The organism is Gordonia otitidis NBRC 100426 (genome assembly GCF_000248075.1).
Classification (GTDB): Bacteria; Actinomycetota; Actinomycetes; order Mycobacteriales; family Mycobacteriaceae; genus Gordonia; species Gordonia otitidis.
Genome location: NZ_BAFB01000038.1, coordinates 1 through 5,754 on the forward strand (window position 1 = coordinate 1; position 5,754 = coordinate 5,754).

Consider the following 5,754-nt stretch of genomic DNA (forward strand, 5'->3'; position numbering starts at 1 on the left):
CCAGTATGGCAGGAAATTGTCGGATGTTGGCTTTGGTGCCACTGGTGGCTGAATCTGCGCGCACGGATGATTTCGGACATGACATTCTCAGAGATCCTGCTCCTGGTGCTCGTCATCCTGGTCTTCGTGACTCCTGCGGTCTGGGCCGTGGTCCGCGTTCACTGGGATCGCGAGCTTCCGGTCATTCCTTTCGGTTTCGACCACGCGGGCGGACACATCGACGGTATGGGCGGATCGACGACGCGGTCGAGCGGCGCCGACACAGAGCGCATCGCGGACGAGTTGTCAGTTCTCTACCTGCATCGACGAGACTGCGCGTGAACGTTTCCGACACGGACATGAGCGCCGCGCCCATGAAAGCCGCCGTGATTGTTAGGTTGGAGACGCATCGGGCACATGCGTCGGAGACACACGCAACACACGCTCGGGAGAACTCGTGAGGGAGGGGCGCGTCGGTGGTGTCACGAGGACGAATGGTTGCCCTCGTCGCCGCCCTCGTCGTCTTCGCGCTACTGACCACGGCGTCGACGCTGCCTCGTGTCGCCGATGTCGCGGTGTATGCGACACCGGCTGCGACGGCACAGGTCGTCGACACCCCTTCTTCCCCCGCGATCGCCCTGAGCAGCAAGCTGTTCCGTCGTTCGAATGATGCCGTGGTGGTCACGGATTCGGCCACGCCGGAAGAGTGGACGCAGGTCTCCGACGTCGCGGCTGCGCGACACGTGCCGGTTTTCGCCACGCGACCGGCAACGGGTTCGGCCGTCGACGGCGAACTCCGGCGACTCGGTGTGCGAACCGCGTGGGTCGTCGGTACCGGCGCGACCGGCCTCCATACGGCGACGCGCCCGGCGGACCTCGGCCGGGTGCAGGGCAACCGGCCGCCGAGCGGACCGCGTCCGGTCGTGCTCGTAGCCGGGCAGCCCGACCGAGACCTGGTCGCCACGGCCGGGGCCGGTGGAACGCGGCTCGTCGACGTTCCGGTGCCCGACCCGCGTGCGAGCAGCGACTCGGTGCGTGCGCTGCGTGAGACGCGCGGCGCGGTGCCTGTGCTCGCACTCGGCCGGACTTTCGGCGACACCGCCGAATTGGCGCGCAACGTCGAGCAGGCGATCACGGTTCCGGAGGTACCCGGGGGTGGTCAACTCGTCGCGGCCGGCCGACGGATGGTGGCACTGTACGGATCACCGGGTTCGCCGTCGCTGGGGCCGCTCGGCCGCCAGGATCTGAATGCGACGATTGCTCGCGTCAAGGGCATTGCCGCCCAGTATCAGCGCGTGAGTCGCGAGAAGGTGGTGCCCGCCTTCGAGATCATCGTGACCGTGGCGTCGGCATCGCCGGGAGATGGCGGTGCGTACACGTCGATGATCGACCCCGCCGAGGTCAGGCCGTGGGTCGAAGCCGCGGGGCGGGCAGGTGTCTATGTGACCCTCGATCTACAACCCGGCAGGATGGACTTCCTCACCCAGGCCAAGCGATACGCCGACCTCCTCGCGATGCCCCATGTGGGTCTCGCACTCGATCCGGAGTGGCGGCTCAAGCCCGATCAGGTGCATCTGACCCAGATCGGTTCTGTCAGTGCCGGCGAGGTGAACACGACATCGGAGTGGCTCGCGCGCCTGACGCGTGAGCGCCGGTTGCCGCAGAAACTGTTCGTGCTGCACGAGTTCGACACCGACATGCTCGCGAACCGCGGACAGATCGTGACAACGCATCCAGAACTGCAGACCGTGATCCATGCTGACGGACACGGCATTCCTTCGGTGAAGATGGACACCTGGAATCGTATTCTCGTCGACCTGCCGCCGAATGTCGCGATGGGGTGGAAGAACTTCTACACCGAGGACACCCCGATGCTCACCCCGGCACAGACAATGAAGGTGAAACCCACACCCTTCTTCGTGTCGTTTCAATGATCGTTCTCCGCGTGCGTACGAATCGTGACGCGATGACTCACATTTTGTGACGGGATGCCCAGAAGCAGACACTGTCCTGCTTCCGCGGGTTACAGTAAAACTGCAAATCGATGAACCCAGATTCCGTGCCGCGCGTCGCGTGTCGATGTGAGGTGTCTTCAGCCTGACCCAACTACGGTCGGGCCGCCGCTGCATGCCATCGACGTGGCTGCGAAGGTGCTCTGAAAGTGGTTGTACGGCAGATGATCTCGGATGAGAGCGCATCTGTGTCGGCGTGTCACGCAGATGGACAACCGCACGAAACGGTCGCTAGCCTCAGCGGCATGTGTGGTCAAGAAAACAGCGGCGGACGAATTGTCGTACGCAATGTGAAGATTTTCGACGGTTTCTCTGATTCTATTTCGGGTCCTTCTGACGTTGTCATCGAAGGAAGTCGCATCAGCGCAATCTCGTCGAATCCCGTGGGTGAGATACCGGGACGTTCGACCCTTGTGATCGACGGCTCGGGTCGTTTCCTCATGCCGGGCATGACCGACGCTCACGTGCACCTGATGGGAAACGCGAACAACTATCTCGATTTCGTGATGGGTGCAACGGGGCTCCTTTTCGGGAACACCATTGCCGAAGCGCGACGGATGCTGCTGCGCGGATTCACCACCGTTCGTGACATGGGCGGCGATACCGCACCGGTCAAGACTCTCATCGACAAGGGTGAGTTCGAGGGGCCGCGGATCTATCCGAGCCAGGCGATGATCTCGCAGACGTCGGGGCACGGCGACTTCGCCTTCGTCTATGAAACCCCCTATGAGTTCGACGGCGGCCCGAGTCGCACGGATTCGATCGGCTTCACCCGGGTTGCCGACGGCGTGAGCCACGTGTTGACGGCGGTGCGCGAACAGCTTCGCAAGGGGGCTTCGCAGATCAAGCTCACCATCGGCGGCGGCGCGGCGTCGATGTACGACCCCCTGTACACGCTGCAGTTCACTCCGGAGGAGATGCGGGCCGCGGTGCAGGCCGCCGAGGACTACGGCACGTATGTCGCGACCCACGTGTACACCGTCGCAGGCATCCGACGGGCCATCGACGCCGGAGTTCGCTCGATCGAGCACGGTCACCTCGCCGACGAACAGACCGTGGCCCTCATCGGCGAAAAGGGGCTGTGGTTGTCGATGCAACCCTTCTTCGAACACGACCACAGCTACCCCGACGCGAACCGTGCGGAGAAGAACCGCGAGATCTGCAACGGGACGAGCAACGTCTACGAGTGGGCGAAGAAGTACGGCGTGAAGACCGCGTGGGGCACGGATCTGCTCCTCGAGCCGGAATCAGCACCCCGACAGAGCGAGATGGCCGCACGCCTCGGTGAGTTCTACTCCAATGTCGATGCTCTCAAGATGCTCACCTCGGGCAACGCGGAGCTGTTTGCGATGTCGGGCGAGCGTGACCCCTACGGTTCGGCACCTCTCGGTGTCGTGAAGGAAGGCGCGTGGGCGGACCTGATCGTCGTCGACGGCGACCCGATCGCCGACATCTCACTCATCTCGGATCCGGCGAAGAACTTCTCGCTGATCATGAAGGACGGCCGGGTGGTCAAGAACACGCTGCCCGTCGATGATCCGACCGCTGCGGCGAAGTGAGTCGGCGACATGTCTGAGTCAGCGCACGACGCCAGGTTGTCGCCGGACGATCCGGCAACGGCTCCGATCGCGGTCCAGAGTGCGCCCGACGGCGATGTACTCGTCCGGGCGGAGGGGATAGGGGTACGGGCATCGTGGGGGCCGATCTACGGTCCGACCGACGTCACCATCCGCGAGGGCGGACTCACGGTGTTGGTCGGGTCCGGAGGTCGCGGCCGCACTGCGCTGCTGCTCACCCTCGGTGGCCGGATGCGGCCGTCGTCGGGAAAACTGCACGCCTTCGGGAAGACGAACAATGCCCAGTACCTGTTCTCCCGAGCCGCGATCGCCTGGATCGACGAGGTCGACGGTATCGAGCAGACCATCCGGGTCCGCGACGTCATCACCGAGCAGATCCGTTGGGCGGCAAAGTGGTACAAGTGGGTGCCCCGAGCAACCCCTGCCGACATGGAGCGCATCTGTCGGCCCGTGTTCGGACCGTACTCGCTTCCGGACATCGACGACTTCGTCGAGGAGCTCCCGGAGTTCACCGCCGCGCTGCTGCGCATCGCGGTGGCGAACATCCGCCGGCCACCATTGCTCGTGGTGGGCGGCGTCGACAGGCTCACCAGGATCGACAGCGCCCAGAAACTCATCGACCGTCTCGCCGCTCTGGGCGAGACCCAGACGGTCGTCACCGCAGACGTGAACGGCACTTTTCCCGGTGCTCGCGTGCGTGACGTCATCGATGTACACAACCTGACCGACCACGAGTTCGTCGAACTCGAGACCGAGGACCGTACCTGATGCTCGCTGCATTTTCCCCCGGTAGCGATTTCAAACGCTATTACCGCGGCCGGATGCCACGCCTGGCGCTCATCGTCATCATCCTGATGCCGCTCATGTACGGCGCGCTGTACCTGTGGGCCTTCTGGAATCCGTTCAATGCCGTCGACAAGATCCCGGTGGCGCTGGTCAACGCCGACGTCGGCACCACGGTGCAGGGAAACAAACTCGACGCGGGAGCCCAGGTCGCGCAGGGGTTGATCGACTCCAAACAGCTGGATCTGCATGAGGTCTCAGAGAAAGAGGCCGCTGAGGGCGTGCGCGACGGCAAGTACTACTTCTCGATCACGTTGCCGAAGGACTTCAGTGAGTCGGTCGCCTCTCCCACGGGCGACAATCCGCACTCTGCACGACTGATCTTCACCTACAACGATGCGAACAACTATCTGTCCACGGTGATGGGACAGGACGCGGCACAGCAGGTGGTGAACAAGGTGAGCGCCCAGGTCGGTGCGCAGACCTTCGACATCGTGCTGAGCGACGTCAGCAAATTGATTCCCAAACTCAAAGAGGCCCAGGCCGGTGTCAACCAACTGAATGCGGGTATGAAGACCGCCAACTCCGGCGCACATGAGCTCTCGACCAATCTCGTCACGGCGAAGAACGGTGCGGGCAACTCGCCGGCGGACTCAATCAGCTCGACTCCGCGGTCACCAGCGCGACCGATCCCATTCTCGCGGCGCTCGACAACTCCGGTGGTACCGGTATCTCGTCGGCAGAGTTGGCCGCGGCCGCGAATCGCCTCGGCACCAACACGCAGACCGTGTCGACCCAATTGGTCAACGCTGCGACGACACAGTCTCAGGCGAGCCGAGCCCTCGACGGCGTTGTTGCCCAACTGCAGATGAGTGGTGACCCGAACCTGAGAGCACTCGCGGGCGCGTTGTCGCCGGCACAGACCTACTTGCGGACCGAAGGACTGGGGCCCGACGCGAACAACCAGCTCACCCAGGTCAAATCCGACGCCGTACTCCTCTCGGGGCAGATGAACAATCCGCAGAGTCCCGTGCGGCAGGCGCTCTCGCTACTAGAGAGTGGTCAGCTCCGTAACGACGTGATCGCAGCGCGGACTGCGGCAAACGAGCTCAGCAGTGGTGCCGATCAACTGAGTTCCGGGCTGGTGGAACTGAGTGACGGTGCCGACCAATTGGCCTCCGGCACAACGCAGCTCGCGGCAGGCACACAACAGCTCGCCGGCAAGGTCAACGACGGGGTCAAGGAGATCCCAAAATGGTCGGAGAAACAGAAGGAGGAGTTCGCGAACGCATTGTCGCAGCCCGTCGCGCTGCACGAGAACACCCTGAACGAGGCCAAGACATTCGGTACCGGCTTCACCCCGTTCTTCTTCGGCCTGGCGCTGTTCGTCGGAAGCATCATCG

Annotated in this window: 4 protein-coding genes and 1 pseudogene; all 5 read left to right on the forward strand. The window is 63.5% G+C overall.

The genetic code is table 11. From position 1 onward, the window contains the following. Nucleotides 1-78 precede the first annotated feature (78 nt). The gene (locus tag GOOTI_RS04220; protein ID WP_007237328.1) at nucleotides 79-321 is read left to right on the forward strand and encodes a hypothetical protein; all 243 of its coding nucleotides are present in this window, start codon (nucleotides 79-81) and stop codon (nucleotides 319-321) included. Between the two features lie 152 nt (nucleotides 322-473). After that, nucleotides 474-1,913 carry a hypothetical protein gene (locus GOOTI_RS04225; RefSeq protein WP_007237329.1) on the forward strand — a complete coding sequence of 480 codons (1,440 nt, stop codon included), beginning with the start codon at nucleotides 474-476 and terminating at the stop codon, nucleotides 1,911-1,913. Between the two features lie 323 nt (nucleotides 1,914-2,236). Then, nucleotides 2,237-3,550, forward strand: a complete 1,314-nt coding sequence (locus tag GOOTI_RS04230) for a metal-dependent hydrolase family protein (RefSeq protein WP_007237330.1) — start codon at nucleotides 2,237-2,239, stop codon at nucleotides 3,548-3,550. 9 nt (nucleotides 3,551-3,559) lie between these two features. Then, nucleotides 3,560-4,336 carry an ATP-binding cassette domain-containing protein gene (locus GOOTI_RS04235; RefSeq protein ID WP_007237331.1) on the forward strand — a complete coding sequence of 259 codons (777 nt, stop codon included), beginning with the start codon at nucleotides 3,560-3,562 and terminating at the stop codon, nucleotides 4,334-4,336. Then, a pseudogene (locus tag GOOTI_RS27340) lies at nucleotides 4,336-5,754 on the forward strand (YhgE/Pip family protein); the annotation flags it as partial. The gene GOOTI_RS04235 and the pseudogene GOOTI_RS27340, both read left to right, overlap by 1 nt.